The organism is Bradyrhizobium sp. SZCCHNR1053 (assembly GCF_032381235.1).
Classification (GTDB): domain Bacteria; phylum Pseudomonadota; class Alphaproteobacteria; order Rhizobiales; family Xanthobacteraceae; genus Bradyrhizobium.
Genome location: NZ_JAUHJM010000006.1, coordinates 128,593 through 154,489, shown reverse-complemented (window position 1 = coordinate 154,489; position 25,897 = coordinate 128,593). Strand labels below are relative to the sequence as shown.

The 25,897-nt window shown below is 65.1% G+C and carries 25 protein-coding genes; 11 read left to right on the top strand and 14 right to left on the bottom strand.

The window, feature by feature from the left end:
* Nucleotides 1–45 precede the first annotated feature (45 nt).
* The 7 genes from QX051_RS16885 (at nucleotide 46) to QX051_RS16855 (ending at nucleotide 8,668) form a co-directional block, all read left to right on the top strand.
* On the top strand, nucleotides 46–819 hold the full coding sequence (locus QX051_RS16885) for a motility protein A (RefSeq protein WP_315714499.1): 774 nt from the start codon (nucleotides 46–48) through the stop codon (nucleotides 817–819).
* Nucleotides 820–855: 36 nt separating this feature from the next.
* Nucleotides 856–1,686: a flagellar motor protein MotB gene (locus tag QX051_RS16880; protein ID WP_315739667.1), complete on the top strand. Its 831-nt coding sequence runs from the start codon at nucleotides 856–858 to the stop codon at nucleotides 1,684–1,686.
* Nucleotides 1,687–1,965: 279 nt separating this feature from the next.
* Nucleotides 1,966–3,864, top strand: coding sequence for a potassium transporter Kup (locus tag QX051_RS16875; protein ID WP_315776888.1), 1,899 nt, complete (start codon nucleotides 1,966–1,968; stop codon nucleotides 3,862–3,864).
* Between the two features lie 151 nt (nucleotides 3,865–4,015).
* Nucleotides 4,016–5,938, top strand: a complete 1,923-nt coding sequence (locus QX051_RS16870; RefSeq protein WP_315776887.1) for a potassium transporter Kup — start codon at nucleotides 4,016–4,018, stop codon at nucleotides 5,936–5,938.
* A gap of 108 nt (nucleotides 5,939–6,046) precedes the next feature.
* Nucleotides 6,047–6,376, top strand: a complete 330-nt coding sequence (locus QX051_RS16865) for a rhodanese-like domain-containing protein (protein ID WP_315739670.1) — start codon at nucleotides 6,047–6,049, stop codon at nucleotides 6,374–6,376.
* 9 nt (nucleotides 6,377–6,385) lie between these two features.
* A complete protein-coding gene (locus QX051_RS16860) occupies nucleotides 6,386–7,549 on the top strand; it encodes an aminotransferase (RefSeq protein ID WP_315776886.1) in 1,164 nt (387 codons plus the stop codon).
* Between the two features lie 12 nt (nucleotides 7,550–7,561).
* Nucleotides 7,562–8,668: a polyamine ABC transporter substrate-binding protein gene (locus QX051_RS16855; protein ID WP_315776885.1), complete on the top strand. Its 1,107-nt coding sequence runs from the start codon at nucleotides 7,562–7,564 to the stop codon at nucleotides 8,666–8,668.
* A gap of 140 nt (nucleotides 8,669–8,808) precedes the next feature.
* On the opposite strand, the gene fabF is transcribed toward QX051_RS16855, so the two are convergent.
* From fabF to QX051_RS16810, 9 genes are all read right to left on the bottom strand, one after another.
* On the bottom strand, nucleotides 8,809–10,071 hold the full coding sequence (gene fabF, locus QX051_RS16850; RefSeq protein ID WP_315776884.1) for a beta-ketoacyl-ACP synthase II: 1,263 nt from the start codon (nucleotides 10,069–10,071) through the stop codon (nucleotides 8,809–8,811).
* Nucleotides 10,072–10,084: 13 nt separating this feature from the next.
* Nucleotides 10,085–10,600: a helix-turn-helix domain-containing protein gene (locus QX051_RS16845; protein WP_315739674.1), complete on the bottom strand. Its 516-nt coding sequence runs from the start codon at nucleotides 10,598–10,600 to the stop codon at nucleotides 10,085–10,087.
* A 484-nt stretch (nucleotides 10,601–11,084) separates the two neighbouring features.
* Complete coding sequence (locus tag QX051_RS16840) at nucleotides 11,085–11,462, bottom strand: VOC family protein (protein ID WP_315739675.1); 378 nt, start codon at nucleotides 11,460–11,462, stop codon at nucleotides 11,085–11,087.
* A gap of 158 nt (nucleotides 11,463–11,620) precedes the next feature.
* Complete coding sequence (locus QX051_RS16835; RefSeq protein WP_315739676.1) at nucleotides 11,621–12,553, bottom strand: lipid A biosynthesis lauroyl acyltransferase; 933 nt, start codon at nucleotides 12,551–12,553, stop codon at nucleotides 11,621–11,623.
* A 16-nt stretch (nucleotides 12,554–12,569) separates the two neighbouring features.
* Nucleotides 12,570–13,844, bottom strand: coding sequence for a beta-ketoacyl-ACP synthase (locus tag QX051_RS16830; RefSeq protein WP_409997704.1), 1,275 nt, complete (start codon nucleotides 13,842–13,844; stop codon nucleotides 12,570–12,572).
* A 37-nt stretch (nucleotides 13,845–13,881) separates the two neighbouring features.
* The gene (locus tag QX051_RS16825; RefSeq protein ID WP_315739677.1) at nucleotides 13,882–15,087 is read right to left on the bottom strand and encodes a beta-ketoacyl-ACP synthase; all 1,206 of its coding nucleotides are present in this window, start codon (nucleotides 15,085–15,087) and stop codon (nucleotides 13,882–13,884) included.
* The gene (locus tag QX051_RS16820) at nucleotides 15,084–15,554 is read right to left on the bottom strand and encodes a 3-hydroxyacyl-ACP dehydratase FabZ family protein (protein ID WP_315739678.1); all 471 of its coding nucleotides are present in this window, start codon (nucleotides 15,552–15,554) and stop codon (nucleotides 15,084–15,086) included. Before QX051_RS16820 ends, QX051_RS16825 begins: the two co-directional genes overlap by 4 nt.
* A 9-nt stretch (nucleotides 15,555–15,563) precedes the next feature.
* Nucleotides 15,564–15,845 carry an acyl carrier protein gene (locus QX051_RS16815; protein ID WP_006609130.1) on the bottom strand — a complete coding sequence of 94 codons (282 nt, stop codon included), beginning with the start codon at nucleotides 15,843–15,845 and terminating at the stop codon, nucleotides 15,564–15,566.
* Between the two features lie 217 nt (nucleotides 15,846–16,062).
* Nucleotides 16,063–16,413, bottom strand: a complete 351-nt coding sequence (locus QX051_RS16810) for a hypothetical protein (RefSeq protein WP_315739679.1) — start codon at nucleotides 16,411–16,413, stop codon at nucleotides 16,063–16,065.
* 239 nt (nucleotides 16,414–16,652) lie between these two features.
* On the opposite strand from QX051_RS16810, the gene QX051_RS16805 reads away from it, so the two are divergent.
* Nucleotides 16,653–17,279, top strand: a complete 627-nt coding sequence (locus QX051_RS16805; RefSeq protein ID WP_315739680.1) for a ParB-like protein — start codon at nucleotides 16,653–16,655, stop codon at nucleotides 17,277–17,279.
* A 5-nt stretch (nucleotides 17,280–17,284) separates the two neighbouring features.
* On the opposite strand, the gene QX051_RS16800 is transcribed toward QX051_RS16805, so the two are convergent.
* Entirely contained in the window at nucleotides 17,285–17,869 is a 585-nt protein-coding gene (locus tag QX051_RS16800; protein WP_315739681.1) for a peroxidase-related enzyme, read from the bottom strand.
* Between the two features lie 161 nt (nucleotides 17,870–18,030).
* The gene (locus QX051_RS16795; RefSeq protein ID WP_315739682.1) at nucleotides 18,031–19,785 is read right to left on the bottom strand and encodes an ATP-binding protein; all 1,755 of its coding nucleotides are present in this window, start codon (nucleotides 19,783–19,785) and stop codon (nucleotides 18,031–18,033) included.
* 519 nt (nucleotides 19,786–20,304) lie between these two features.
* On the opposite strand from QX051_RS16795, the gene QX051_RS16790 reads away from it, so the two are divergent.
* Both QX051_RS16790 and hpaD read left to right on the top strand, forming a co-directional pair.
* The gene (locus QX051_RS16790) at nucleotides 20,305–20,841 is read left to right on the top strand and encodes an Hsp20/alpha crystallin family protein (protein WP_315776883.1); all 537 of its coding nucleotides are present in this window, start codon (nucleotides 20,305–20,307) and stop codon (nucleotides 20,839–20,841) included.
* Between the two features lie 170 nt (nucleotides 20,842–21,011).
* Entirely contained in the window at nucleotides 21,012–21,929 is a 918-nt protein-coding gene (gene hpaD / locus QX051_RS16785; RefSeq protein WP_315776881.1) for a 3,4-dihydroxyphenylacetate 2,3-dioxygenase, read from the top strand.
* Between the two features lie 10 nt (nucleotides 21,930–21,939).
* Here the strand turns inward: hpaD and QX051_RS16780 are convergent, their stop codons facing one another.
* The gene (locus QX051_RS16780; protein WP_315776880.1) at nucleotides 21,940–22,389 is read right to left on the bottom strand and encodes an NUDIX hydrolase; all 450 of its coding nucleotides are present in this window, start codon (nucleotides 22,387–22,389) and stop codon (nucleotides 21,940–21,942) included.
* Between the two features lie 209 nt (nucleotides 22,390–22,598).
* Between QX051_RS16780 and QX051_RS16775 the strand changes: the two genes are divergently transcribed.
* The gene (locus QX051_RS16775; RefSeq protein ID WP_315776879.1) at nucleotides 22,599–23,120 is read left to right on the top strand and encodes a hypothetical protein; all 522 of its coding nucleotides are present in this window, start codon (nucleotides 22,599–22,601) and stop codon (nucleotides 23,118–23,120) included.
* Nucleotides 23,121–23,159: 39 nt separating this feature from the next.
* Here the strand turns inward: QX051_RS16775 and QX051_RS16770 are convergent, their stop codons facing one another.
* Both QX051_RS16770 and QX051_RS16765 read right to left on the bottom strand, forming a co-directional pair.
* Nucleotides 23,160–23,318, bottom strand: a complete 159-nt coding sequence (locus QX051_RS16770; protein WP_315776878.1) for a hypothetical protein — start codon at nucleotides 23,316–23,318, stop codon at nucleotides 23,160–23,162.
* A gap of 230 nt (nucleotides 23,319–23,548) precedes the next feature.
* Nucleotides 23,549–25,777: a tetratricopeptide repeat protein gene (locus QX051_RS16765; RefSeq protein ID WP_315776877.1), complete on the bottom strand. Its 2,229-nt coding sequence runs from the start codon at nucleotides 25,775–25,777 to the stop codon at nucleotides 23,549–23,551.
* Nucleotides 25,778–25,897 lie beyond the last annotated feature (120 nt).

Genomic DNA, 25,897 nt, shown 5'->3' with positions numbered 1-25,897 from the left:
GGTCCGGCAGGGTCCGTGGTTTGCGTACGCGGGTGGAGTTGACTCATGGATATTATGACGAGTGCGGGGCTCGTGGCTGGCGTGATCGTCATCGCGACGATGATGCTGCTGGGCGGCGATCTCGAGATGTTCGTCAGCGAGCACGCCGCAATCATCATCTTCGGCGGTTCGATCGCAGCCACCATGATTCGCTTCCCGCTGGGCGTCATGCTGCACGGCGTTCCGCTTGGAATGAAGTACGCTTTCACCATGAGCCGCCTGTCGGCCCGCGAGCTCGTCGACGAGCTCGCCCGCATTGCCGAGATCGCGCGCAAGCAGGGCCCGGTCGGCCTGGAAAAGGTCGAGACCGACGAGCCGTTCCTCGCCAAGGGAATCCGCTACGTGGCCGACGGCTACGATCTCGAATTCATCCGCGACAATCTCGAGCGCGACCGCGACAATTTCCTGATGCACCTGGACGAAGGCAGCAAGATCTATCGCGCCATCGGCGACTGCGCCCCGGCGTTCGGCATGGTCGGCACGCTGATCGGCATGGTGCAGATGTTCGCCAACATGACCGACCCCTCGAAGCTCGGCCCGTTCATGGCGACCGCGCTGCTCGCGACCCTGTACGGCGCTCTGGTGTCGAACCTGATCTGTCTGCCGATCGCCGACAAGCTGCATGGCAAGCTGCTGGACGAGGAAACCAACCGGACGCTGATCATCGACGGAATCCTGATGATCCGTGACTCCAAGAGCCCGGCCCTGGTCCGCGAAATGCTCCTGGCCTATCTGCCCGAGAAGCATCGCCACGCCGAAGGCGAGCCCGTGCCGGCCTGATCGGCTGCGGCGGGGCGATCCGGGGTGGGGTAGGCAATGGCAAAGAAGAAGAGGGGCGATGCGCATGGCGGCGGTCACGGCTGGTTCGTGACCTTTGCCGACCTGATGGGACTTCTGGTCAGCTTCTTCGTGATGCTGGTCGCGTTCTCCACCATGGACAACAACAAGCTGAAAGTCGTCGCAGGCTCGATGCGCGACGCCTTCGGCGTGCAGTCCGAGTCGCGCTATTCGGGCATCGTGGAATCCGACGGCCTGCCGACCCGGCCGAAGCTCAAGAACGCCGCCCACATCTCGCCGGAGGAGACCGCGCGCGAGCCGAGCCCCGAGCAGGAGGAGCGCCAGCATACCAATGGCGCCAAGCTGAAGATCGATCGCCAGTTCGCGCTGGCGTCCGCCTCGCTGCGTCAGGCGCTGCAGGACATGCCGGAGATGACCGAGATCTCCAAGCACATCATGTTCGAAGAGACCAAACAGGGGCTCAACTTGGAGATCGTCGACCAGGACGGGCGGTCGATGTTCGCGGATGGCTCGAAGGTGCCCTTCGACCGCACGCGACGCCTGATCGAGAAGCTGGCCGCGCCGCTGAAGGCGACGCCGCTTCGGGTGCAGATCACCGGGCACACGGCCGCCGGCTTCGTTCCCGCCCGCAGCGATTATGGTGGTTTCGACCTGTCGGCGGATCGCGCCAACGCGGTGCGGCAGATCCTGGAGCGGGAAGGGCTGCCGGCGAGCCACATCTACGCGGTCTCCGGCAAGGCGGACACCCAGCCGCTGTTCCCGGACGACCCCTCGCTGGCCGCCAACCGCCGCGTGACGATCACCCTGATGCGGGAAGACCCGCCATTGCCGCCCGATCTGAAGCCCTAGCCGGGACGCTTCGCTTCCCGCATCATATTGCCGCATGGCGGCTTGCGAACGGCAACGAAGAGCATCGGCAGGCACTTGATTCGCCCGAGGCAGATCCGACATCTGCCTCAGGATGCTTGGGCTAAAGGCGCCTGCCGCGATGCGGCATGCGACATCGGCGTCAGCCGTGCCGTTTGGTTGCGGCCTGGGAACATCGGTCTGTTTACGGTAGAGGCTTGACCTGCGAACGGTCTGCGTTCACACGCGCCGGGCCAGACAGGAAGATGCGTTCCAAGCAACATGACGGCCAGCGCGACATCGACCGAAGGACAGGACACCGCGAGCACGTCGGGGTTCTGGGGGCTGACGCTTGGCAGCATCGGCGTGGTGTTCGGCGACATCGGCACCTCGCCCCTCTACGCCTTTCGCGAGGCTGCGCACGGCGCTGCTCAGGGACAGCCGGTGTCGCGGATCATCGTGCTCGGCGTGCTTTCCCTGATCCTCTGGTCGCTGTTCATCGTGGTGACGGCCAAATACGTGCTGCTGCTGCTCCGTGCCGATAACAATGGCGAGGGCGGAACGCTGTCGCTGATGGCGCTGGGACAGCGCGCCCTGGGCCGGCGCAGCCTGTTCCTGATGTCACTGGGCGTGATTGGCGCGTCGATGTTCATCGGCGATTCGATGATCACGCCGGCGATCTCGGTGTTGTCCGCGGTCGAGGGCCTCAAGCTCGCGGCGCCCGCGCTCGAGCACTACGTCGTGCCGCTGACCGTGTTCATCCTGGTCGTGCTGTTCGCGGTCCAGAGCAAGGGGACGGCGCGCGTCGCCTCCGCCTTCGGCCCGGTCATGATCACATGGTTCACCAGCCTCGCCGTGATGGGAATCGTCCACATCAGCGACGACCCCTCCGTGCTTGCGGCCATCAATCCCTATTACGCGGTGCAGTTCCTGCTCTCGCATGGCACGATCGGCCTGATCACCCTGGGCGCGGTGTTCCTCGCGGTCACCGGCGGCGAGGCGCTCTATGCGGATCTCGGTCATTTCGGCCGCAGGCCGATCCAGTCGGCTTGGCTGTTCTTCGTGCTACCGGCGCTGCTGATCAACTATTTCGGGCAGGGCGCCCTGGTGCTGTCCGATCCCGCCGCGATCGAGAATTCGTTCTACCGGATGGTGCCTGAACTGTTGCTGCTGCCGCTGGTGGTGCTGGCGACCGCCGCGACCGTCATCGCGAGCCAGGCCGTGATCACCGGTGCCTATTCGCTGGTCGGCCAGGCGGTCCAGCTCGGCCTGCTGCCGCGTTTCGAGGTCCGCTATACGTCCGAGAGCCATGCCGGCCAGATCTATCTGCCGCGCGTCAACCGGTTGCTGCTGATCGGCGTGCTGCTACTGGTTCTGCTGTTCCGGACCTCGAGCAATCTGGCCTCCGCCTACGGCATCGCGGTGTCCACCACCATGGTGGCCGACGGCATCATGGGCTTCGTGGTGATCTGGAAGCTGTGGAACTTGCGTACGGCCGTGGCGGCGGCCGTGATCGCTCCCTTCGTCATCGTCGACATGACCTTCTTCAGCGCCAATCTGCTGAAGCTCCTCGAAGGAGCCTGGGTTCCACTGCTGTTCGGTGCCGCGATGGTCGTGACGATCTGGACTTGGCGGCGTGGCTCGGCGATTTTGGTGCTCAAGACGCGCAAGATCGAGGTTCCGCTGGACGACCTGATCACCAGCCTGGAGAAGAGGCCTCCTCACATCGTCAAGGGCACGGCGGTGTTTCTCACCAGCGATCCGACCTCCGTGCCGACGGCCCTGCTGCACAATCTCAAGCACAACAAGGTGCTGCACGAGCACAATGTGATCCTGACCATCGAGACCGCGCAGACGCCGCGGGTCGATGTGTCGGAGCGCGTGCGCATGGAGAAGATCAGCGAGAAGTTTTCCAAGGTGCGGCTGCGCTTCGGGTTCATGGAATCCCCGAACGTGCCGCGCGCGCTGGCGGTGGCGCGCAAGCTCGGCTGGCAGTTCGACATCATGTCGACGTCGTTCTTCGTCTCGCGCCGCTCGTTGAAGCCATCGTCCCAATCGGGCATGCCGACCTGGCAGGACCATCTCTTCATTGGCCTGAGCCGGTCGGCCAATGACGCCACGGACTACTTCCAGATTCCGACGGGCCGGGTCGTCGAAGTGGGTACCCAGGTAACGATTTAATCGATTGATCTTCCCTGGCGGCTCATGCATGCTTAATTGCATGGCTGAAGCGCATTCTCTTCAGGTCCATAGCAGCGCTCTGCCGCTATAAGCCGCGCGCTCTGCCGCGTTGTGCAGTGAAGCATTAACGAGTCCTCGAGGGGGCTACCCCATGACAGTCGACGTCGCAGCTACGCCCGCGGAAGCGCCGGCGACCAACGGGCATGGCAACGCCCATTCCACGGCCAGCTTCGCGGCGCTGACACTGGGAAGCATCGGTGTCGTCTATGGCGACATCGGCACCAGCCCGCTCTACGCGTTGCGTGAAGCGGTCATGGCAGCGAGCAGCGGCGGCGAACCTGCGCCTCACGCCGTGATGGGGGTGATCTCGCTCATCCTGTGGGCTCTCATCGTCGTCGTAACCCTCAAATACGTCGTGATCCTGCTGCGCGCCGACAACCACGGCGAGGGCGGAACGCTGGCGCTGATGGCGCTCGCCCAGCGCGCGGTCACGCGCGGCGCCAGCGTCATCGTTCTGCTCGGCATCATCTCGGGCGCGCTGTTCTATGGCGATGCGGTGATCACGCCGGCCCTGTCCGTGCTGTCGGCGATCGAGGGCATCAAGCTGGTGACGGCGGCGTTCGATCCCTACGTCGTGCCGCTCACGGTCATCATCCTGGTCATGCTGTTCGCGGTCCAGGTGCGCGGCACGGCCAAGGTGGCAGCGTTCTTCGGCCCGATCATGCTGATCTGGTTCGTGGTGATCGGGATCGCGGCGCTGCCGCCGATCCTGCGTCATCCGGAGGTGCTGTGGGCGATCAATCCGATGAAGGCCGTCACCTTCATGCTGCATCACGGTATCATCGGCTTCATCACGCTGGGCGCGGTGTTTCTGGCCGTCACCGGCGCCGAGGCGCTCTATGCCGATCTGGGCCATTTCGGCAAGCGGCCGATCCAGACCGCATGGCTGTTCATCGTGTTGCCGTCGCTGGCGCTGAACTATCTGGGGCAGGGGGCGCTGGTCATCGCAGACGCGAAGGCGATCGAGAACCCGTTCTTCCTGATGTTCCCGGACTGGGCGCTGATCCCGATGGTCGCGCTCGCCACGATGGCGACGGTCATCGCGAGCCAAGCGGTCATCACCGGCGCCTATTCGCTGACGCGGCAGGCGATCCAGCTCGGCCTGCTGCCGCGCTTCGAGATCCGCCACACCTCCGAGGCGCATTCGGGTCAGATCTATATTCCGCGCATCAACAAGCTGCTGCTGATCTCGGTCATGCTGCTGGTGCTGATGTTCAAGTCGTCGAGCGCACTGGCCTCAGCCTACGGCATCTCGGTCACCGGCACCATGGTCGTCACCGCGATGATGGGCTTCGTCGTGATCTGGAAGGTCTGGCGCTGGTCGCCGTTCGCGGCGGCCGCGCTGATCGCGCCGTTCCTCTTCCTGGACCTGACCTTCCTGGCGGCGAACCTCCTGAAGGTGCTCGAAGGCGGCTGGGTGCCGCTGGCGCTGGGCGGCTTCGTGATGACGCTGATGTACACGTGGCGGCGCGGCAGCCGGCTCTTGTTCGACAAGTCGCGCAAGCTCGAGTTCCCGCTCGCCGATCTCGTTGCGATGCTCGAGAAACGTCCGCCGCAGCGGGTGGCGGGAACGGCCGTGTTCCTGACCAGCGATCCCTTGAGCGCGCCAACCGCGCTGATGCACAGCCTCAAGCACTACAAGGTGCTGCACGAGAAGAACGTGATCCTGACCATCGAGACCGCGCCGACGCCGCGCATCGATCCGTCCGAACGCGTTCGCCTCGAGCAGATCAGTCCGACTTTCTCCAAGGTGACGTTGCGCTTCGGCTTCATGGAATCGCCCAACGTGCCGCGCGCGCTGGCGATCGCGCGCAAGCTCGGCTGGCAGTTCGACATCATGTCGACCTCGTTCTTCCTGTCGCGCCGCGCGCTGAAGCCGGCTGCGCATTCGGGCATGCCGCGCTGGCAGGATCACCTGTTCATCTCGATGAGCCGCTCCGCCAACGATGCGACCGACTATTTTCAGATCCCGAGCGGACGGGTGGTGGAGGTCGGCACCCAGGTCACGATCTGAGCTCTGGACCCGCCGCGCCAGTGTGCCGAAGCGCTTGATTTTCGTAGCGTCTAGGGTGAGTTTGGCGGCCGGATCAGGGTCGGTACGGCCCTGCTGAAGGCTTGGAGGATGGGCGTGGCTGTTGTGCACGATTTGACCCCGCAGGACGTGGCCCAGGGGATCGCGGAAGGGCGAATTCTTCTGGTTGACGTGCGAGAGCCGAACGAAGTTGCTGCGGAAGCCTATCCCCACGGCGTCGTCGTTCCGCTGTCGGGCTTCGACCCGAAGCTGATCCCGGATCCCCAAGGCAAGGATGTCGTGTTCGCCTGCCGCTCCGGCAAGCGCTCGGTGACGGCCTCGCTGGCGGCGCAGGCCGCCGGTCTGCCCTACGACAAGCATCTCCAGGGGGGCATGCTCGGCTGGAAGGCGGCCGGCCTGCCGACCAGGACCGGCGGCTGACAGGCGATCATGATCTCGCAGAACAAGGTCTTCGCCGACCTGCCCGTCACCATTTTCGAGCAGATGTCGCAGCTCGCGCGCGACAACAACGCGATCAATCTGGGGCAGGGCTTTCCCGACGATCCGGGCCCGGAGGATATCCGCCGCGCGGCGGCCGACGCCGTCCTCAACGGCTACAACCAGTATCCGTCGATGATGGGCCTGCCCGAGCTGCGCCAGGCCATCGCGGCCCACTACCGGCACTGGCACAAGCTCGATCTCGACCCGATGAGCGAGGTCATGGTCACCTCCGGCGGCACTGAGGCGCTGACGTCGGCGATCCTGTCGGTGGTGGAGCCTGGCGACGAGGTGATCTGCTTCCAGCCGGTCTATGATTCATACTTGCCGATCATCCGCCAGGCCGGCGGCATTCCGCGCCTCGTCCGGCTCGAGCCGCCGCATTGGCGGCTCTCGGAGGAGATGCTGCGGCAGGCGTTCTCGCCGAAGACCAAGGCGGTGCTTTTCAACAACCCGCTCAATCCGGCCGCCGTGGTCTATCCGCGCGAGGACCTCGAGCTGTTGGCGCGCTTCTGCCAGGAGTTCGATGCGGTCGCGATCTGCGACGAGGTCTGGGAGCACGTGGTGTTCGACGGCCGTGCGCACATTCCGCTGATCACGATTCCCGGCATGCGCGACCGCACCATCAAGGTCGGCTCGGCAGGAAAGATCTTCTCGTTGACGGGCTGGAAGATCGGCTTCGTCTGCGCTGCGCCGCATCTGTTGCGCGTCGCCGCCAAGGTGCATCAATTCCTGACCTTCACGACCGCGCCGAACCTGCAGGTCGCGGTCGCCTACGGGCTCGGCAAGCCGGACGACTATTTCGTCAATATGCGCAGCGAGCTCGCGCTCAGCCGCGACCGGCTCACGGCCGGTCTCGAAAGCCTGGGGTTTCCCGTGCTGAAGGCGCAGGGGACCTACTTCCTGACCGTCGACCTTTCGCCGCTCGGCCTCAACGAGACCGACGAGCAGTTCTGCCGGCGCATCGTCCACGACTACAAGGTGGCCGCCATCCCGGTGTCGGCGTTCTACGAGACGGATGCCGTGACCTCCGTCGTGCGGTTCTGCTTCGCCAAGAAGGACGCAACCCTGGATACGGCGCTGGAGCGCCTCTCGGACGCCATCCACCGGCGCTAGGAGACAAGAGTGATGACGCGCGGCTGCATGGGTTCGGCTCTGGCGCTGGCTGTCGCGGCGTTGACGCTTTCCGTACCGGCGGGGCGCGCGGAGGAGCGCGTCGTCAACTTCTACAACTGGTCGAACTACATGGCGCCAGGTGTCCTTGACGACTTCACCAAGGAGACCGGCATCAAGGTCGTCTACGACACGTTCGACGCCAACGAGACCCTGGAGACGCGGCTGCTCGCCGGCAAATCCGGCTACGACGTCGTGGTTCCGACCGCGTATTTCCTGCAGCGCCAGATCAAGGCCAGGATCTTCCAGCCGCTCGACAAGGCGAAGCTGCCGAACCTCGCCAATGCCTGGCCTGTCGTGACCGAGCGTCTCGCCACCTACGACCCCGGCAATCAGTTCGCGGCCAACTACATGTGGGGTACGACCGGGATCGGCTACAACGTCAAGGCGGTCGAGAAGATCCTGGGTCCCGGCGCGCGGATCGACAGCTGGGACATGGTGTTCAAGCCGGAGAACCTCGCCAAGTTCAAGGATTGCGGCGTCCACATGCTGGATTCCGCCGACGACATCTTTCCGGCGGCGCTCAACTTCCTCGGTCTCGATCCGAACTCGACCAAGCAGGCCGACCTGGAGAAGGCGGGCGACGTGGTCGGCAAGGTCGCACCATCGGTGCGCAAGTTTCATTCGTCGGAGTATCTGAGCGCGCTCGCCACCGGCGAGATCTGCCTGGTGGTCGGCTGGTCGGGCGACATCATGCAGGCGAGGAGCCGGGCCGAGGAAGCGAAGAACGGCGTCGAGATCGGCTATGCCATTCCGAAAGAGGGCGCGCAGATGTTCTTCGACAATTTTGCGATTCCCGCCGACGCCCCGCACGTAGCTGAGGCGTATGCGCTGATCAACTACCTCTACCGCCCCGAGATCGCCGCCAGGAACTCGGACTTCCTGTCCTATGCCAACGGCAACCTGGCCAGCCAGAAGCTGATCGATCCAAAAATCTTTGGCGACAAGAACATCTATCCTGACGAGGCGACGCTGAAGAAGCTGTTCGTCATCACCGCCCGCGATCCGGCCACGCAGCGGACCATCAACCGGTTGTGGACCAAGGTGAAGACGGGGCGGTGACGCGACACCTGGTGTCCGAGACGATTGTCTCTGGATGACAACATCGCGCAACAGTCAGCAGCATGGCGAAGCGTAAAGGATGGCTCGAGCGCGTGGGCGCGTACGGGATCGTCGATGCGGTTGAACCTGACTCGAAAGGGTCACGACCAGCGCTGGAAAACGATGCTGGCGTTGACTCCGCCGAAGCCAAAGCCGTTCGAGATCGCACGGTCCATTCTCATCGATCTCGGTTCACCGCGGACCAGGTCCACACTGTCGGCCGCTGCGTCGGGCGTGGTGATATTGCGGGTCGGCGGCGCGATCTGATCGCGCAGAGCCAGAACGGTGAAGATCGATTCCAGCCCACCGGCTGCTCCGAGGAGATGGCCGGTCGATGACTTCGTCGCGCTCACGGCAATGCGCCTGTCGCACCCGAACACCGCCTTGATCGCTTCGAGCTCGCTGCGATCGCCCGATGGCGTGGAGGTCGAGTGAGCGTTCAGATGCTGCACGTCGCCCGGTTCGAGCCCGGCCTGTCGCAGCGCAGCCTCCATTGCGCGACGCGCGCCTTCGCCGTCCTCGGGCCCGGACGTGATGTGAAAGGCGTCGCTGGTTGTGCCATAGCCGACGATCTCGGCGATTGGCGACGCCCCGCGTGCAAGCGCATGCTCCAACTCCTCGATCACCAGGACGCCGGCGCCTTCCCCCATGACGAAGCCGTCGCGGTCTCGATCGAACGGCCGGGACGCGCGGTCCGGCGTGTCATTGAAGCGGGTCGATAGCGCCCGAGCCGCGGCGAAACCTCCCAAGCTGACGAGGTCGATGCAGGCCTCCGTGCCGCCACACACCGCAATGTCAGCTTCGCCCGATCGGATCAGGCGTGCTCCATCGCCGATCGCCTGTACGCCCGCTGCGCATGCGGTAACCGGCGTTCCTATGGGCCCCTTGAAGCCAAACCGGATGCTGACATGACCCGCTGCGAGATTGGGCAGGAATGATGGTACTGTGAAAGGCGACAGCCGTTGCACGCCTCGCTGCTCGGTGGTCCTGACCGCCTCGACGATAGCCGGAAAACCGCCGATGCCGGACGCGATGATCGTGGCGGTTCGTCCGGCCGCGTGTGCATCAGCGGGCGCCCATCCGGCCTGGGCGATCGCCTCGGCGGCAGCCGCCAAGGCGAAAATGATGAACCGGTCCATCCTGCGCTGGTCCTTTGGCGATGCGGCAAGGTCGGCATCGAAGCCACCCTCGGCATCCTCGCTCTTGCTGGGCACGATCCCGGCGACTTTGGCCGGCAAGGCTGCAGCCCATTCGGGTAGCGCGCGGAGTCCCGACCGGCCGGACAGCAGACGCGCCCACGCAAGTTCAACGCCGCATCCCAAAGGGGACACGACACCCAATCCCGTCACGACAATCCGACGCATGCTGCTCTCCTAGCTAGTCTGGCGAGGAAGACGTCTCCGGGCGCATTGCTCTGATCGAGGCGAGACGCTTGCGCATGCCTGCGCTTGCTCGCGGACCAGGGAGAAGCACCGCGTTCGTCGGCGTGATCGGCGTCTTGCTGCAGGCATCCACCACGACCGGATCGAACGTGCGTGCGCTGTTGCGATCAGCCATGACAATCGATTTGCCCTCGGGGGCGAGGTGCCTGTTTCCCCACGCGAACATCGCCACCACGACCGGGAAGAAGTCTTGGCCCTTGGGGGTGAGGACATATTCGTATCGGGGCGGGTGTTCGTTATAGAGCCGCCGTTCGAACATGCCCGTATCGGTGAGATGCGCGAGGCGACGCGACAGGATGTTGGACGCGATACCCAGGCTGTCCTGAAATTCGTCGAAGCGAGTGAGTCCCTGGAACGCGTCGCGCAAGATCAGAATGCTCCACCACTCGCCGACGCACTCGACCGCCCGTGCGGCGGGACATTCCGCAGATTTGAATTTCTTCGGCTGCATACCGCCACCATGCCCGAGTAACTTGCTAATTGCAACTCACAGGCCAGAGCCGTGCCCGCACGCTGGTGCCGGGCGCTTCACACGCGCGACCATGACGGTCGGACAGCGCGGTTCGTCGCTCCCGGCGACTGAGGGGTTCGTCTGCAGGAGGGGTGGACGGCACTTCAGCGAGCTGGCGGCGTCTCGCGCGAGTGATGCGCCGCTTTGATGGCGTCGGCGCGGCCAGACGACCGCGTAGCCGTCACCGGCCGCGCCGAGATCCATTTAGATCAGCGTTTGGAATGACGGGGTCGTCGAGCTTGGCCGAGGTTTGGACGAAAGCCCTCTTGGCGGTCCGCTGTCGCGCGGCGTCCATCTTTTGCGCTGACTGGTGCGCGACCTGATCAGGCCCAACGGGCGTGTCCCAGTCGATCGTCAGCCCCGCGCCTTCATCGACCGGAACCGCCCGGCAATGGGCGATCCCCGCCGTTGGCAACCTCTCGGATCACCCCAACCGATGCATGGCGCAGAGCTTGTTGCCGTCGAGGTCGCGCAAGTAGGCGAGGTAAAGCTTGCCCGTCGAACCTTCGCGGATGCCGGGCGGATTTTCGCAGGTGGTGCCGCCGGCTTCCAGGCCCGCTGCATGCCACGCGTCAGCCTGTTCGGGCGAGCTGCAGGCAAAGCCGATGGTGCCGCCATTGGCAGGGGTCGCGGGCTGGCCGTTGATCGGCTTTGACACCGAGAAGATGCCGGTCGGCGTGATGTAGAAGATGCGGTGGCCGTCGACCCTGGCCGGGCGCACGCCCAGCGTCCCCAGCAGCTTGTCGTAGAAGGCCTTGGCCTTGTCGAGGTCGTTGGTGCCGATCATCACATGCGAAAACATTCGCGCTTATCCTCCCTGGAGCTTCCGAACATCTGTCGGATACGAGGCCAAGGTAGCGAGCGTCGATGGAAGAGGTAAGAGTTTTCTTCGAATGGCCCGTCAGTGGTAGAGGATGCTGCAGTCCCGCTTCCTTGTGGTGAAACTTGTCCAGGCGCCGACTACCGCCAGCGCCGGTGCAGCCAAAGCCACTGCTCCGGATATTCGCGGATCCAGCCCTCGACGACGTCGGTGACCGCCTGCGTCGTGCCCTGGATGTCGATCTGACCGTCGGCCGTCCGCACCGGCTTCACTTCCTCCGACACTTCGGCGCGGAAGCGATTGCCGGGAAGGCGGATGATGCGGACGCCGTGCACGGGGCATTCGACCTGGCGTAACAGGCGAGCCAGCATCGGATTGGCGCGGGTCTTGCGGCCGAAGAAGGTGACCTCGACGCCACCGGTCAGATACTGATCGACCAGCATGGCAACGTGCTGGCCGTTCTTGAGCGCCTGTGCCAGCCGCAGCGGCGCGTCGCGGCCGGCCGGGACCAGTGTGCCCATCTTGACCTGCCGAATCTCCTGGATGATGCGGTCGGCGGCGGCGATGTTGGGTCGGCGATAAAGGATGGCCGTATCGAGCTTATGGGCGACCGCCGCCAGCGCCGGCATCTCCCAATTGGCGAGATGGCTGGCAAAGATCAGGGCTGGCTTGCCGTCGAGACGGAGCTGATGAAACAGCTCATGGGTGCGCGGCGACAGCTCGATCCGGCTGAGCTCGGGATGCGCCTCGTCGTAATCCCAGATCTTGTCGAGATGGGCGAACTCGGCGCCGACGCGGCCGAGATTGTCCCACACGCCGGCGAGGATCTTCTCGATCTCCGCGGGCGATTTCTCCGGGAAGGCCGCGGTGAGATTGTCGCGACCGATGCGCTGCTCGCGCAGGCGTGGCCCGATCATCTGCGCGATGCGCGCGAAGCGGTCGGCCGTCTTCTGCGGGTCGAAATAGCGCGTGGTCCTGAGCATGCCGACCGTCAGCGCGCCGACGGCGGAAGCCCCGGCCGACTTCACGACTCGGCGGATCACGAGCTTGGTCCGGAGTGGCAGGAGACTCATCGATGGCAGCGGCGGATCAGGCCGGTTCGCGCGTCAGGATCAGCGAGGCGTTCTGGCCGCCGAAGCCGAACGAATTCGACATCACGGTGGTGACCCGCGCGTCGCGGGCCTTGTTGCCGACCACGTCGAACAGGATCGCGGGATCCGGAATGTCGTAGTTGATGGTCGGCGGAATCCGCTGATGCTCGAGCGTCTGCAGCGAGAAGATCGCCTCGACCGCGCCGGCCGCCGAGATCGTATGCCCGACCATCGACTTGTTCGACGACACCGGGATCTTGCCGGTGTGCTCGCCGAACACCGCGGAGACGCCGACATATTCCATCTTGTCGTTCTCGGGCGTGGCGGTGCCGTGGGCGTTGATGTGGTCGATCTGCTCCGGCGCCATGCCGGCGTCGGCCAGCGCCTTGCGGATGCAGCCGATGATCGGCTTGCCGTCCGGCGAGGAGCGGGTGCGGTGGAAGGAGTCGGTCAGCTCGCCGCAGCCGGCGACGACGCCGAGGATCTTGGCGCCGCGCGCGACCGCCGCATCATAGCTCTCCAGCACCAGCGCCCCGGCGCCCTCGGCCATCACGAAGCCATCGCGGTTCTTCGAGAACGGCTTCGAGGCGCCTTGCGGTGGGTCGTTCTGGGTCGACAGCGCCGACAGCAGCGAGAAGCGCACGAGCCCTTCCGGATTGACCGAGCCTTCGGTGGCGGCGCATAGCGCAACGTCGGTCTCACCGCGCCGGATCGCTTCGACGCCGAGCTGGATCGCGGTCGCGCCGGAGGCGCAGGCAGTCGACAGCGAGATCGGCGAGCCCTTGGTGCCGAATGTGTCCGACAGCGAATCGGCCACCGAGCCGAACAGGAAGCGGTGGTGATAGTTGACGAACTTGCCGCCGCCGCAGACCTTCAGCAGGTCGTCATAGGTGAACTGGGTGCCGCCGACCTCGTGCGCGAGCTCGAGCCGCTGCGGCCATTCGATCTCGACCGGGGCGACGGCGAGAAACAGCGGCCCCGGGAAGTCCCCCTTGGAGCCGATCCCGGCCTGCGCGATGGCTTCCTCAACGGCCATGTGGCCCAGCCGTTCGGACAGACCCGTCGACGTGAACGGGGCCACGGGAACGAAGTCGACCGTGCCGGCCATCGTCGTCTTCAGGCCGTCGATCGGGAAGCGCGTGATGGTGCGGATGCCGGACTCGCCCGCAACGAGCTTGTTCCAATTGTCCGACTTGCCGGCCCCGAGCGAGGTGACGATCCCCATCCCGGTCACGACCACGATGGGACGTCCAAACTTGTCGCGTACACTCATGATGTCCCCCGTCGTGAATCGGTCTGCCGAGCCGCGTTCACTTGACTGCTTCGACCAAGGCCATGCCTTCGCCGCGGTAATGGCCGGCGCCGACCACTACGATCTGGGTCGGAGCCTCCTTCATGTCCGCCTCGACGCCCGAGGAGTCGCCCGGTGCGAACAGGGCACCGCGCGAGATCGACAGCGCCGCCAGCGCGAGATCGAGCGCGAAATGCGCCTCCATCGTGTGGCCGAAGCGGGTGCCGCTCGAGCGCACGGCGTAGGATTTGTGATGGTCGAGGAACGCGCGTTCCTCCGACGTCACGGGCTCGGCACCGGTCGCGCCGGTGATGATCGCGCCCGGCGCGTCATGCACGTCCAGCGCCGACCAAAGACGGTCGAGCGTCCCGGTGACGGCACCTGCCTCCTTGCGGCGGGCGCGGTCGGCGACGACCTTGCTGAGCCGCGCCAGCGGCTTGGCGCCGCGGGCCTCGGCATGCGGCTTGGATTCCAGCACCAGGAACGCGCCGGCCGATCCGAGCGCGAAGCCCGGATGGTCCTTGCGGGCCCAGACCGGCTTAAACTCGTTCTTGAGATTGTAGTCGCCGAACTCGTACAGCACGAGCAGATCCTTGCGCTCGCCATTGTGCGAGCCGCCGACCAGAGCGATGTCGCTCTGGCCGCCGGCGATGCGGGCCAAAGCGATCTTGAAGGCGTCGACGCCCGCAACCTCCTCGCCCATGAAGGTGCGCGAGGTGCCGCAGACGCCGTGCGAGATCGCGATGTTGCCGGCGAGCAGGTTGGACAACTGCGCCAGGAACAGGGTCGGGCGCAGGTCGTTCATCAGCCGGTCGTTCAGGAAGCCGGGCGTGCAATTGCCCTGGGCTTCCGCGTTGAGGATCGCGATGTCGACGGAGATGTCGCGCTCGCCGCCGCCCGCGGCCACGATCATGTCCATCCGGGACAGGATGTCCTTGTTGCCCTTGAGGCCGGCGGAATCCAGCGCCAGCCCGGCGGCATAGGTGCCGATGCGCTGCCACGCCTCCATCTGGCGCTGCTCCTTCTTGGGGATCTGCGCTTCCAGATTCACCTTGGCCCAGGGATGCACGATGTAGGGCGCGAAACCCTGCTCGTCGATGTTGATCTGGCCGGAGTTGAGGGCGTCCCAGTTCGCATCGAGTCCCTCGCCAAGCGAGGTCGCAAGACCGATACCGGTGATCCAGACTTCGACGGGATTGGAGGTCACGGCTGTCGTCTCACTCATCGCTGCAGGACCTGTTGCGGAAAGCCGACGCGCTCGGCGACGGCGTCCATGTGTCCGCGCAGCTCCGGATTGGGGAAGGGGACGTGGCTGAAAGTGATCGTCGCGTTCGAGCGCAGCTTGCCGCCGACCTTCACGCGCGCTTCGGTCACGGCGTAGCCGGAGCCCTCGTGCAGCACGTTGGCCTCGACGGTCAGCACCTCGCCCGGCGACACGAAGCCGCGCATCTTGGCTTCCTTCACGGCGGCGAGGAACGGCATCCGCTCGAACTTCATCAGCGCGAGCAGCAGCCAGCCGGACGTCTGGGCCATGGACTCGATCAAGAGAACACCGGGCATGATCGGATAGCCCGGAAAGTGTCCTTCGAAGATCGTGCTTTCGGTGGGAACCTTGGCTTCGACAGTGATGGCCTTCTCGTCCAGTCGGAGGTCAAGAATGCGGTCGATGAGCAGGAAATATTCGATTTGCATGGCGGGCGCTCAGGCGCCCTTGGCGGCGACCAGCTCGTCGATGCGGGCGCACAGGTTCTTCAGCACGAAATACTGCTCGGTGCTGGCTTTGCCGTCGTTGACTTCCTGCGTCCACTTCTCGAGCGGCAGCTTGATCCCGAAGGCCTTGTCGATCGCAAACGCGATGTCGAGGAAATCGAGGCTGTCGATGCCCAGATCGTCGATGGCGTGGCTATCCGGCGTGATCGTGTCGCGCGGGATGTCGCAGGTTTCAGCGATGATCGTGGCGACCTGATCGAATGTTGAGGACATCACTAAGCCTTTGATATTTTGGAGCTAATCCGGTAGGTGGCGACGGGAGGACACCGCGCCCCCGGGGCCGTCTGATGCGAGCCCTTCTACCCCCGCCGCCCGGGAGTCGTGTGCCCGTATATCGGAGCGACGCGGTGAGTTCAATGGAGCCGGACACGGCGGTTGTGGCGGGATTGTGATGCTCCGCCGCTGGCGGCCGAGAGGCGTCCAGCAGGGATCAGGGCGTGTAGGTCTCGGTGATGATGCGGGCGCAGTCGCGCCGTCCGGTCAGCAGGCAGTCCTGGGTCTTGCGCAGGTCGGCAATGCTCATCGCCAGCCAGATGCCGATCGCGGTCAACGCGACCGTGAAGGCGATCGCCGCGATGTTGGCCAGGATGCGGTGCCGGAAATCGTCGGGCTCTTCGCGCGGCTGCTCATACCGGGAGAGATCGAGTGTCGGCCGCTCGCGCCGATGCAGCTGAATCGGCGGGCTGCCGCCCTCGGTCACGCGCCGCACCGGACTGCTGCGCGGCCGGAACGGCACCACGCGATGCTCTTCCTCCGCTGCAATGGGGCGCTGGGACTTCATGCCTCGACTCCGATGGTCCTTTTTAGCACGCGGGCCCAACCTCTCACAAAGAAACTTTGCCACAATTGAGCTGCATCAGCAAAACATCTCCCTCCTCGGATGCATCCAATCGGCGCCCGCTCCGCGGGTGATTGGAACCTGCCGCGACCGGTCCGAACGGCGTCGCAGCTACGGGCAGATGCACTGGAACGGCTCGGCAGGCGTGGCATAATGCTGATCATCCCCCGGGAGCCCAGGCCATGGCCAATACCCGCGAGCCGCTGCTTCATCCCGTGCCGATCCTGTCGCTGCGCCCGACGCAGATGACCGTCGGCATGCGCGAAGTGAAGGAGAAGCGCGAGCGCTGGCGCGAGCACAAGTCGAAGAAGAAGCAGGCCGAGCTGCTCGGCAAGCACATGATCCCGGTGGTGCTCGGTCCCGACCAGCGGCACTACGTCGTCGACCACCATCACCTCGCCCGCGCGCTCCATGACGAGGGCGTCAAGGACGTGCTGGTCACGGTGATCGGCGATCTGTCGATGGTCGATCGCGAGGCGTTCTGGGGCGTGATGGACAACAAGCGTTGGGCCTATCCTTACGACGCCAAGGGCGAGCGGCGGCATTTCAAAGACCTGCCGAAGACCGTCGCGGATATGAAGGACGATCCGTTCCGCAGCCTGGCCGGCGAGTTGCGCCGCGCAGGCGGCTTTGCCAAGGACACGACGCCGTTCAGCGAGTTCCTATGGGCCGACTTCCTGCGCCGCAAGGTCAAGCGCAAGACGGTCGAGACCCATTTCGCCGCCGCCATGGAGCACGCGCTGGCGGCCGCAAAGAGCCACGACGCCGTCTATCTGCCCGGCTGGTGCGGACCCGCGTCGGACGACTGACTGGCTCACTTCGCCTTGGGCAGCCGCCCCATCAGATAGAACTCGTCGTTGGGCCGCATGCCCGTGACATTTGCCATCCGGTTCGACAACGCGAAGAACGCTGCGATTGCGGCGATGTCCCAGATGTCGTCGTCGCTGAAACCGTGGCCGGCCAGCGCCTTGAAATCGGCGTCCCCGACCGTCTGCGCCTCCAGCGCCACCTTCATTGCGAAATCGAGCATCGCCCGCTGCCGCGGCGTGATGTCCGCTTTCCGGTAGTTGATCGCGATCTGGTCGGCGAGCAGGGGATTCTTGGCGCGGATGCGCAGGATCGCGCCGTGCGCGATCACGCAATACTGGCACTGGTTGGCGCTCGACGTCGCGACAACGATCATCTCGCGCTCGGCTTTGGTCAGCCCGCCGTCCTTCTCCATCAGCGCGTCGTGATACGCAAAGAACGCGCGGAACTCGTCCGGCCGGTGCGCGAGCGTCAGGAACACGTTGGGCACGAAGCCGCTCTTCTCCTGCACGCCGAGCAGCCGGGTGCGGATGTCGTCCGGCAGGGCTTCGATTGCGGGAACGGGAAAGCGGCTGATGGCGGGCTGGGTCATGGCAACGGGTCCGACATGTGTGGCAGGGGGCGAACCTTAGTGGATCGCGGCGCAGGCGCAACGGTCCAGCTCAGCCCATCACCTCGCCCCGTGGCGGAATGCCCGCAACGCCTTCTCGAAGGCGTCGTCGATCGAGATTTGGGAGGGGGGCGCCGCCGTATTTAGCGCAGCGGCTTCTTCAGCAGCGAGAAGCGGTCCGGATCGAGGCCCATCGAGGGCTGCAGCATCGGCGCGTCCAGCGAGGCCGACAGATTGCCGCGATCTCCGAGGCTGCCGGCGCCGCTGTCGCCGCTCGCAGCGTCGCGGCTCGAGGTCGCTCCGCGCCAGCGCTCCAGCACGGCACTGACGAAATGCATGTCGTGTCCGGCATTGACCGAGCGGACAGTCGCGATCGTCGCTTCGCTGCGCGGCAACTGATGCAGCGGCACCTCCTTGAAGCGCAGCCGGGTCGGCAGCGCGACGCCTTCGCCGAACGCCAGCACCTCGCGGGTGCCGAGCGACGGGACGAAGGAGAGCAGGTTGGCGGCGGCGTCCGACACCGCGGAGCGCAGCAGCGACTGGTCGCGCTCGTTGGCGAGGCGCATCGTGAACAGCGTGTTGCACTGGGAGATGATGGTGGCGTCGAGCTCGGCCGGCCGCTGGGTGATGAGGCCGAGATAGACGCCGTATTTGCGGCCTTCCTTGGCGATGCGCGAGATCGCCTTGCGGGTCGGACCGAAGCCGATCGAACGGTCTGCGGAGGCGTAGCGGTGCGCTTCCTCGCAGACGAACAACAGCGGCGAGACGCCGTCGCTCCACAGGCCGAAATCGAACGCCATGCGGCACACGACCGAGACGACGGAATCGACGACCTCGGCCGGGAAGCCGGCGAGCTGCATCACCGTCATCGGGCGGCCGTTGGCCGGCAGGCGGAACAGATGGCTGATGACCTCCGCCATGGTGTCGCCGCCGACATTGGCGTTGTCGAACATGAAGGCGTAGCGCGGGTCGTTGCGCACGGTCTCGATGCGCGAGATCAGCTTGTGATAGATGATGCGCGAGGAGCGGTTCTCCAGCTTGCCCATGCGCTCGTCGATCAGGTTGATGAGGTCGACAAGGCGGTAGGGCACCGGCGTATCGACGGTGTAGCCGACCATCTTGGGATCGACGCGCTTGAGCCCGATGCGGTCCGTATTCTGGTATTGGGTGTAGATGCCCTTCGCCAGCGGGATCACCTCGGCGAGGATGTCGAGCTCCTCCGGCACGCCGGGCCGGCCGCCGAACAGGACGTCGACGATCTCCTCGAAATTGAACAGCCAGAACGGCAGCTTCAGATTGCGGGGGTTCAGCACCAGCGCGCGCTCGCCGAAGCAGCGGCCATATTCGTTGTGGACGTCGAGCAGGAAGATGCGCAGGTTCGGCCGCGCCTTGAGGATCTCGTTGAGCAAGAGCGACACGCCCGTCGATTTGCCGACGCCGGTCGAACCGAGCACGGCGAAGTGTTTCGACAGCATTTCCTCGACATTGACACAGGCGCGCACGGAGGTGTCCTGCTGCAGCGCGCCGATGTCGATGTGGTCGCCGGCGGTCGGCGTGTAGATCGTGCGCAGCTCCTCGCTCGTGATCATGTCGACGGCGTCGCCGATGGTCGGGTAGTGGGTGACGCCGCGCTGGAACTTGGGCCGTTCGGCCGGTCCGAGGATCTCGCCCAGCAGGTCCACCGACGCCGTCGCGACGTATTCGCTGGCATGCGACAGGTCTTCGCTGGTCACCTCGGTGATGATCGCAATGATCGTGGCGCTCGGGCAGCGGATGCTGATGAAACGGCCGACTGTGGCGCGGATATCGGAAACGGTCATCTGCTGGGTCGACAGAATGCCGACGCGGGCCTGGGAGCCCCGCACCGAGATCACGCGTCCGAAGGATGTCACGGTCATGAAACCTGTGGTGAATTGTTGAGCTGACACCTTCTCTGCTGGGACTGGAAAATTTGTTAAGCGGGCAATGTTTGTGAACGTGCTGCCGCCCAGCCCGGCGGTCGGAGGGGCGCGCGGAGCGTTGCGAATGCACCTTCTCAATGGCGCCTAACACCTTGCGGCATAAGGCTTTCTGCATCCTTCCCTAAAGCGTCGCGCGAGCCGCTCGGATTAACGTCCGGTTCACCATCTCCAAGGCTCTTCCTGGAGGCTCTTCCTGGAGGCTCTTCCTGTAAGGCTCTTCAGCTCTGGGGCGCGCGGTGCCGAAAGATTGCCGAAAGCCAAGTGGATGGTCCCACGCCGATCCGAACCCGTCCAGCCGCTCAGCGATTTGATCGCAGCAATCTGGAACCCGGGCGTGCCTGCTATATTTTGCCCGTCAAGCGCGAGGGAGCGGATGCCGCCGATCTCGTCGAACGAAATCGGTCGCGCCCATGCCGTTGCGGACCCGATCCTCGCGTGAAGCAGGAGGATGATGTTATGGCTGAACCTACCAAGCTGCCCGTCAACACCGAGAAGGCAGGTGCGCCATCCATGCAGGGGTGGCGGCCGTTCGAGAACCTGCGCCGCGAGATCGATCGCGTGTTCGAGGACTTCCATGGCGGGATCTGGCGCACGCCGTCGCTGTTCGACCAACTGCCGGGTCTCGCCCGCGCACGGTCCTTTGCCGTGGCGCCGGCGGTTGACGTCGCCGAGCACGACAATGCCTATGAGGTCACGGCTGAGCTGCCGGGCCTCGACGGGAAGAACGTCGAGGTGAAAGTTGCGAGCGGCGTGCTCTCGATCAAGGGCGAGAAGCAGGAGGAGAAGGAGGAGAAGAAGGAGAAGAAGGAGAAGAAGGACTATTACGTCCGTGAGCGCAGCTTCGGATCCTTCGAACGTTCCTTCCAGATCCCTGACGGCGTCGACACCGACAAGATCGAGGCCGTGTTCAAGCAGGGCGTGCTCAAGGTCACCCTGCCGAAGAAACCCGAGGTGCAGAAGGCCGCCAAGACCATCGACATCAAGGCGGCGTGACCGCATCGCGTGGCTTTCTGTCCCATGATCGTGGGACAGGCGATGGATTGGACGCCGAGGAAGGGCCGCGCGCGCGGCCCTTTTTTTCGCGGAGCTGCAGGGGTAGTCTGCCTCCCAAGCAAACGGTCTGCGATGCCGGACCGGGGAACGACCGGAAGGGAGACGAGAGGATGGGCAAGCTCGCACTGGCGGCCAAGATCACGCATGTGCCGTCGATGTATCTCAGCGAGCTGGATGGTCCGGCCAAGGGCAAGCGACAGTCGGCGATCGACGGTCATATCGAGATCGGCCGGCGCTGCCGCGAGGCTGGCGTCGACACCATCGTCGTGTTCGACACCCATTGGCTGGTCAATGCCGGCTACCACATCAATTGCGCGCCGCATTTCGAGGGGCTCTACACCTCCAACGAGCTGCCGCACTTCATCGCCAACATGACGTATGAATACGACGGCAACCCGGAGCTCGGCCACATCCTGGCCGAGGGCGCCAACGCCCATGGCGTTGCCACCATGGCCCACGATGCGACGTCGCTGGCGCTGGAATACGGCACCTTGGTGCCGATGCGCTACATGAACCCCGACCGCCACTTCAAGGTCGTATCCGTCTCGGCGCTGTGCACTTCGCATTATCTCGCCGACAGCGCCAAGCTCGGCTGGGCGTTCCGCCGCGCGGTCGAGGATCATTACGACGGCACGGTGGCCTTCTTCGCCTCGGGCTCGCTGAGCCATCGCTTCGCCCAGAACGGCACCGCCGACGAGTATCGCGACCGGATGTTCAGCCCGTTCCTGGAGCGGCTCGACCACGAGGTGATCCAGATGTGGGAGCACGGCGAGTGGCCGGATTTCTGCGACATGCTGCCGGAATATGCCAGCAAGGGCCATGGCGAGGGCTTCATGCACGATACGGCCATGCTGCTCGGCGCGCTCGGCTGGAACCACTACGACCGCGGCGTCGAGGTCGTGACCCCGTTCTTCCCGTCGTCTGGGACGGGCCAGATCAACGCGGTCTTCCCGGTGACCCCGATGCCGCATGTGCTCGATGATGTCGGCCGCCCGCGCGCTGCGGCGCTTGCGGGCGGACGGCTGTAGCAGGGAGCCGTCACCACACGCGTGCACGCGTCAATATGTCGATGATGTCCTCGGGGTAGACGGTGTCGGCCGCTTCCGCGAGCTCGGCCTCCCGCCACCAGTGCTGTCCTGCAATCGCGGCGCGCTCGAGTTCGGTCCAGTGCATCGACGACAGGTCGGCGCGCGCAACTCTGACGAGGAAATAGCGCTCGTCCGAGCTGACCTCCTCGCCATCGACCATCGTGAAGGTGACCAAGCGCTGCGCGATCTGCGGCCCAGGGTCGTCGATGCAAATGCCTGTCTCCTCGAACATCTCGCGGCAGGCTGCGGCCTCGTAGCTCTCGCCGGGATGGACGCCGCCGCCCGGCGTGGCCCAGAACTGCGTCCCAGTCAGCGCGCCGGCAAGGTGGACGAACTTGAACAGCAGAAGCCTGTCGTGGGGATCGAGCACCAGCAGGCGGGCGGAGGGGCGTTCACGCATCTGACGACTTTTTTCGGGTCAGCTTCGTGCAAGCATAACACCTTCTCGAATGAAGCAGGCAGTCTTGCGTGAGGGCCGCACCCATGGCCCGGCTCCATCGAGGCAGCCGATGCGCATGGCGGGCCCGGCGCAGTCGCCTATCGCGCGGCGTTGAACTGCGGCGCTCGCGGCACGACCAATGCGAGAGGAATCCGAGGCCGGTTGACCGCATGACGCTGACGAAAATGCTGTTGCTGACGGCGCTGCTCGCGGCGCCGAGCGTGGCCGTTGCGCAGGCGCCTCATCGCGAAGCCTGCAACGTCGAGGTCGACATCGCCGACCGCGATCCGAACGGCGCCAATGTCCGCGCGGAGCCGGGCGGCAGCATCATCAAGGCGCTGAAGAATCCGACCAGCGACGGCTGGATCGTCGTGCATCTCACCGCGCAGCAGGGCGACTGGTTCGAGATCGACCGGGCCGTGCTGAACGACGTCGATCAGGGCAAGGAGAGCGTGATCTTTCAGGGCAGGGGCTTCGTGCATCGGAGCGTGGTGGGCGTCGGCGGCCTGCAGAACGGTGCGGTGATCTATCGCGACCATGCCGCCTCGAGCCCGAAGCTCGATCCGCATGCGAACGGCGACCAGGCTGTCGAACTGCTCGGCTGCTTCGGCGACTTCGCCAAGATCCGCATGAAGAAAGGCATCGGCTGGACCCGGCAGCTCTGCACCAACATGGTGACGACCTGCTCGTGAGCGGCCGCGTCCGCCGCCGACGGAAGCGGATCAAATCCCTCAGGCCGCGTGCTGCTGGTGCCGCGACAGCCGCTCGCGCTCGCGCCGGCACTTGGCCGCGAATTGGCGCAGCCGCTCGATCGTCAGCGTGTCCGTGATGCTCCGCTCGAGCCGCTCGGCCCGCTCAATCTGGTCGTCGAGGTCCGTCAGCTTGGTCATGTCCCGTCTCCCTGGCCGGACAATTTGAAGCAAATTGCATCGTTCCGGCTGGATGAGGATCGTGGTGAATGACGGGTTAATTCCGTGATCGGGCGCACGTTGGCGGAATCGTGACGGCGAGCCGACGATGATCGGCGGGACTGCGTCATCGATGCACCGCAAGCGTCGGCATGGGTCGAACGGCGCACGGGTGCGACGCTGTGCCGGCCGGACGAGATCTGATTCAAGCGCTAGCCGGTCGTCGCTCGTGCGCAATAGTCACGCCAGAACGTCCGGTATCCCTGCTCCACATGCTGCGTGTAGAGCGCGCCGTTTCCGGCGGTTGAATTCAATACCCTGGCCGGCAGCTCAGCGCGGAGCTCGGCAAGCTCGCCGGGCCGCGAGCAGAATTTCAGCGCTGCCGCGAGATAGCCTTCGTCGTCATCGGCGACCCACGCGTCGAGGCCGACCGCCTTGACGATCGCGCCGCCGGCGCGTGCCGAGGGGCTGCTGCCGAGCTTGGTGACGACAGGCACGCCCATCTGCAGTGACTCCCACGTCGATATGCCGCCATTTTGCGGGAACGGATCGAGTGCGATGTCGATATCGGCGAACATCGCAAGATGCTCCTCGCGCGACGTCTTTCCGACGCAACGGAGGCGTTCCGCGGCGATGCCGTGGGCGACGAAGCGGGCGATCAATCGGTCGCGCAGCAGGGGATCGCTCATCGCATGGTTCTTGACGACGATCATAGAGCCCGGCGTCGCAGCCATCAGCTTCGACCATAGAGCCAGAGTGGGCTCCGAAAACTTGTCGGCGCGATTGAATGAGCCGAAGGTGACGTGACCGTTGCGAAGCATGGGCAGCGGCGACGGTGGAATTGGCGGCGGCGGTTCGATCGTGATCAGCGACGGTAGGTCGTAGATCCTTTCGGCAAACAGATGCCGGACCGCGGCCGGGATCGTCACCGCATCGGCCAGCAGATAGTCCATCACTGGCAGCCCCGTGCCGGTGACGCTGCCGACGGCGGAGACCTGGATCGGGGCGGGCTTGCGCGCAAACAAGGTGAGCCGATGGCCGGCGGAATGCCCCGAGAGGTCGACGAGGATGTCGACCTTGTCGGCCCGGATCTGCTCGGCGAGCCTCTCGTCGGTCAACTGCCAGGCGTCGACCCAGCGATCGACCAGCGAACGGCACAGCTCCGTCTTGGCGTCCCTCGCCGGCGAACAGGAATACGCAACGATTTCGAACTTTGCGCGGTCGTGATGGCGCAGGATCGGCAGGAAGCCGAGAGCCGCCGAATGCTCGCGGAAATCGGACGACACGTAGCCGACGAGAAGGCGCCGGTCCGGGTCCAGATTCCGCTCGCCGAGCGGCAGACGCGGCAATCGCGAGCCGATCGCCTCCCACCAATATCTCCGCTCTGCCTGGAGACGTTCGACTCCGATCTCGGGCAGGAAATCCAGCGCGAAGATCTTCTTGGTGATCGCGTCCTCGTAGTTCGGGTTGATCGCGAGCGCGCGGTCGTAATCCGCAATCGCCGTGGCGATGTCGCCTTGCATCGCAGAGCAGACCCCGAGCAGGGTCCAGGCGCTCTCCTGCTTCGGGTTCTGCGCCAGGATCTTGTCGACGAACGAGATCGCCAGGGCGATGTTGCCGCGCACGAGCGAAACCGTGGCCTTGCCGCGCAGGGCGTCTTCGAGCAACGGTTCGAGGACCAGTGCCGCGTCAAAATCGGCTTCTGCCTCGTCGAACTTGCCCTGCTCCTGATAGGCCCGCCCGCGCTGGGCGAGGGCAGGGGCCGCATTCGGATTGATGGCCAGCGCCGCAGTCAGCGCCGCCAGTGCAGCATCGAAATTCCGCAGGTTCATGCTGACCAGGCCCTTGCCGAACAGGGCCGTCAGCAACCGCGGCTGCAGCGTGAGCGCGCGATCGAAGCTCCGGCCGGCGTCCTCGTACCGGCCCGTGAGCAGCAGCGCCATTCCGCGATTGGCGTGGGCGTCGCCATAGCCGGGGTTCAGCGCGATGGCGCGGTCATGCGCAGCAATCGCCTCCTCGAAACGCGAGAGGCTCATCAGCGTAGTGCCGAGATTGGTGAGCGCGGCCGGGAAGTTCGGCTGGAGTTCGACGGCGCGTTCGTAACGAGCGCGGGCCTCCTGATAGCGGCCGAGCCGAAATAACGAGAGACCAAGATCGGACTGGGCTCCGGCCGAGCGCGGGTCGATCTCGACCGCGCGTGTCAGGACGAGCACCGCCTGGTCGAAACGGCCGCAATCCCGCTCGGATACGCCGAGCAGATGCAGGGCGCCGAAATGATGCGGCAGGTCCTGCAGGATCTGCTGGCACAGTGCCTGAGCTTCCGGATGTCGGCCTTCGCGGTAGGCCTTGACCGCCGCTGGCAACAGCACGTCCGCCTGTTTCTTGGCGCGCTTCTGCAGCCTTGCGTTTTGAAAGGCGCGGGAGCCAACGCTGCTCTGCAAGTGCAATCCTCCGGGGAGCGCTTCATTGCTCGCAATGGTTGTTTTGTTTTCGCCGATTCGCAATCGGGAGGACTGTGTTCCTGGCAATTCGGCGCCGGGTCAGGCGGTGTCGACCATCCG

What these genes read in the sequence shown, in the direction of transcription:
- QX051_RS16875 (WP_315776888.1), top strand. Translation starts at nt 1,966, where the DNA reads ATGACGGCCAGCGCGACATCGACCGAAGGACAGGACACCGCGAGCACG.
- QX051_RS16880 (WP_315739667.1), top strand. Translation starts at nt 856, where the DNA reads ATGGCAAAGAAGAAGAGGGGCGATGCGCATGGCGGCGGTCACGGCTGG.
- QX051_RS16810 (WP_315739679.1), bottom strand. Translation starts at nt 16,413, where the DNA reads ATGAAGTCCCAGCGCCCCATTGCAGCGGAGGAAGAGCATCGCGTGGTG.
- QX051_RS16825 (WP_315739677.1), bottom strand. Translation starts at nt 15,087, where the DNA reads ATGAGTGAGACGACAGCCGTGACCTCCAATCCCGTCGAAGTCTGGATC.
- QX051_RS16805 (WP_315739680.1), top strand. Translation starts at nt 16,653, where the DNA reads ATGGCCAATACCCGCGAGCCGCTGCTTCATCCCGTGCCGATCCTGTCG.
- QX051_RS16845 (WP_315739674.1), bottom strand. Translation starts at nt 10,600, where the DNA reads ATGCAGCCGAAGAAATTCAAATCTGCGGAATGTCCCGCCGCACGGGCG.
- QX051_RS16840 (WP_315739675.1), bottom strand. Translation starts at nt 11,462, where the DNA reads ATGTTTTCGCATGTGATGATCGGCACCAACGACCTCGACAAGGCCAAG.
- QX051_RS16855 (WP_315776885.1), top strand. Translation starts at nt 7,562, where the DNA reads ATGACGCGCGGCTGCATGGGTTCGGCTCTGGCGCTGGCTGTCGCGGCG.
- QX051_RS16835 (WP_315739676.1), bottom strand. Translation starts at nt 12,553, where the DNA reads ATGAGTCTCCTGCCACTCCGGACCAAGCTCGTGATCCGCCGAGTCGTG.
- QX051_RS16830 (WP_409997704.1), bottom strand. Translation starts at nt 13,844, where the DNA reads ATGAGTGTACGCGACAAGTTTGGACGTCCCATCGTGGTCGTGACCGGG.
- hpaD (WP_315776881.1), top strand. Translation starts at nt 21,012, where the DNA reads ATGGGCAAGCTCGCACTGGCGGCCAAGATCACGCATGTGCCGTCGATG.
- QX051_RS16885 (WP_315714499.1), top strand. Translation starts at nt 46, where the DNA reads ATGGATATTATGACGAGTGCGGGGCTCGTGGCTGGCGTGATCGTCATC.
- fabF (WP_315776884.1), bottom strand. Translation starts at nt 10,071, where the DNA reads ATGCGTCGGATTGTCGTGACGGGATTGGGTGTCGTGTCCCCTTTGGGA.
- QX051_RS16775 (WP_315776879.1), top strand. Translation starts at nt 22,599, where the DNA reads ATGACGCTGACGAAAATGCTGTTGCTGACGGCGCTGCTCGCGGCGCCG.
- QX051_RS16860 (WP_315776886.1), top strand. Translation starts at nt 6,386, where the DNA reads ATGATCTCGCAGAACAAGGTCTTCGCCGACCTGCCCGTCACCATTTTC.
- QX051_RS16865 (WP_315739670.1), top strand. Translation starts at nt 6,047, where the DNA reads ATGGGCGTGGCTGTTGTGCACGATTTGACCCCGCAGGACGTGGCCCAG.
- QX051_RS16820 (WP_315739678.1), bottom strand. Translation starts at nt 15,554, where the DNA reads ATGCAAATCGAATATTTCCTGCTCATCGACCGCATTCTTGACCTCCGA.
- QX051_RS16770 (WP_315776878.1), bottom strand. Translation starts at nt 23,318, where the DNA reads ATGACCAAGCTGACGGACCTCGACGACCAGATTGAGCGGGCCGAGCGG.
- QX051_RS16870 (WP_315776887.1), top strand. Translation starts at nt 4,016, where the DNA reads ATGACAGTCGACGTCGCAGCTACGCCCGCGGAAGCGCCGGCGACCAAC.
- QX051_RS16815 (WP_006609130.1), bottom strand. Translation starts at nt 15,845, where the DNA reads ATGTCCTCAACATTCGATCAGGTCGCCACGATCATCGCTGAAACCTGC.
- QX051_RS16780 (WP_315776880.1), bottom strand. Translation starts at nt 22,389, where the DNA reads ATGCGTGAACGCCCCTCCGCCCGCCTGCTGGTGCTCGATCCCCACGAC.
- QX051_RS16795 (WP_315739682.1), bottom strand. Translation starts at nt 19,785, where the DNA reads ATGACCGTGACATCCTTCGGACGCGTGATCTCGGTGCGGGGCTCCCAG.
- QX051_RS16800 (WP_315739681.1), bottom strand. Translation starts at nt 17,869, where the DNA reads ATGACCCAGCCCGCCATCAGCCGCTTTCCCGTTCCCGCAATCGAAGCC.
- QX051_RS16790 (WP_315776883.1), top strand. Translation starts at nt 20,305, where the DNA reads ATGGCTGAACCTACCAAGCTGCCCGTCAACACCGAGAAGGCAGGTGCG.